Origin of the sequence: Corynebacterium lipophilum (assembly GCF_024102595.1) — a bacterium.
Taxonomy (GTDB): domain Bacteria; phylum Actinomycetota; class Actinomycetes; order Mycobacteriales; family Mycobacteriaceae; genus Corynebacterium; species Corynebacterium pseudogenitalium.
Genome location: NZ_JAEUWV010000041.1, coordinates 1 through 1,751, shown reverse-complemented (window position 1 = coordinate 1,751; position 1,751 = coordinate 1). Strand labels below are relative to the sequence as shown.

Annotated in this window: 1 protein-coding gene; it reads right to left on the bottom strand. The window is 55.7% G+C overall.

Annotated elements, in window-relative coordinates; translation table 11 throughout:
* The coding region (locus tag JMN37_RS11215; RefSeq protein WP_252932196.1) for an IS3 family transposase at positions 1-1,703 on the bottom strand (1,703 nt) is incomplete at its 3' end.
* Between the last annotated feature and the right edge of the window lie 48 nt (positions 1,704-1,751).

Here is a 1,751-nt window from a genome sequence, read left to right as displayed (position 1 = left end):
GCCTGTCTATGCTCAGCGATGGTCGTATAACCATCACCAAGTGTCGACTTCAACCTTGTATGGATATAGAAGTCAATGTAGGACTCAATATACTCGCGCATCTGCGCAACTGTCATCTGCGACGTATGCGCCCTGCCTTTGAGTAGTTCTTGTTTCATCGTGCCGAAGAACCCTTCTGTGCGCGCGTTATCACCACTGGTGCCCTTCCTGGATAGTGACGGGATGTAGCGCCACCTGGCCCGACACCACTTGCCTTCCTGACACTTCGGACAGTCCAGGCGGTTATGCGTGTGATCGGTAATCAACTTCACCCACTTAGTGCTGCGGTAGAGTCCACCCCGGTCAGAATGGATAATTGGCTGCACCCCGTCAGGTTTTACCGCATCAATACGCGCGATCATGTCTGCGACCAGATCATGATTCGGTGATGTCGACATGGTCACCGCAATGGGCATTCCGTCATAGAAGTCAATAGCGGCAGACAGATAGAGTTTGCCGTCTGGGCAGTGGATTTCTGTGACATCGGTACCGATTTTTTCCCACGGTGTATCAGCATGAAAATCATGGATTAATCCCTTGGCATCAGCGTGGGTGCGAAAGTGCTCAGATAGCTCGATGACTTCAGGCGTTGGCTGCTGTGCGGTGTCGTGACATGCACACGCAGTGGTGCGGGGTTTGACCAACAGGAGGTTTGCTGGACTGTGGGCGGTCTCACCGGTGTAGGACGAGTACTTCGTTGACTGCTTCGCCGGTGGCCTGCATGCAAGTTCACCCATTAACTCACGCACGATCTTTTCCGATACCCGATGTCCTCGAGCTTTCAGCCAGGCATGGATACGCCGATACCCATAGCTTTGATTCGACTCAGCAACTGCTTGCAGGATCATCGGTTTGTACTGCTCACGACGCGCACTACGCCGGGCCAGCACACGCTGATGCTTGCCCTGGTGGTGATAAAACGTTGACTCGGCAATACCAACAAGCTGACACGCTTTCTTGATAGAGACACCGCGGGCGTCCGTGATGGCAACAACGACGGCGGCCTTCGCCGCTGTCGTGAGTACACCGTCACGGACGGTGACTTTTCCCTGCGTCTCACCACCCATGAGTACTTCAATAATCGCGTCTTTGACTGCTTGGCGGTCACGTTCATCAGCCAGCATCTTTTTCAACACTTCCGGATCATCCGGCAAAGCATCCAAGTCAGGTATTGGGCCAGGCCCGGGCAACCACTCATCAACCGGGCGTGGCGGTGTCGCAGTGTTGCGGTTGATGGTGGTTCGTTGGTGTTTGCGGGCTCGTTTGGTTTTGCGGTTATAACTCACGCGTTTCATTGTGGCTTGATATGCCGCATCGAACGTCATCGACGCTGCGTCGTTGCGTTCTTCTTCGTCAGGCCATAATTCACGCGTCCACCTGCCTACCGAGTGAAATGACACCTGGAACTCCGCCGCGATCCGGCGCAGTGACTTCGTGGAGGTCAGTCTGCGCGCGACGGCTTTGGCGATCGCCTCCGCGGTTGGGGGACCATCAGATCGGATGTAGCCGTTGCGTCTGTCAGTAATCCAGTTTTTCACCGAGCCTGCTGCGGGGCGTCGGCCGGTAACGTGTGCTACCCAGTCGCAGACCTCGGGGGTGGTCATGCCTTCGAAGTACTTGTCGACCGCGGACTCGCGGACGGTGTCGGGGAACTTTGCGGGCATCGGAATACCTTCCAGCCCTCAACACTCCAACAAAATGTCCGCGCTCCC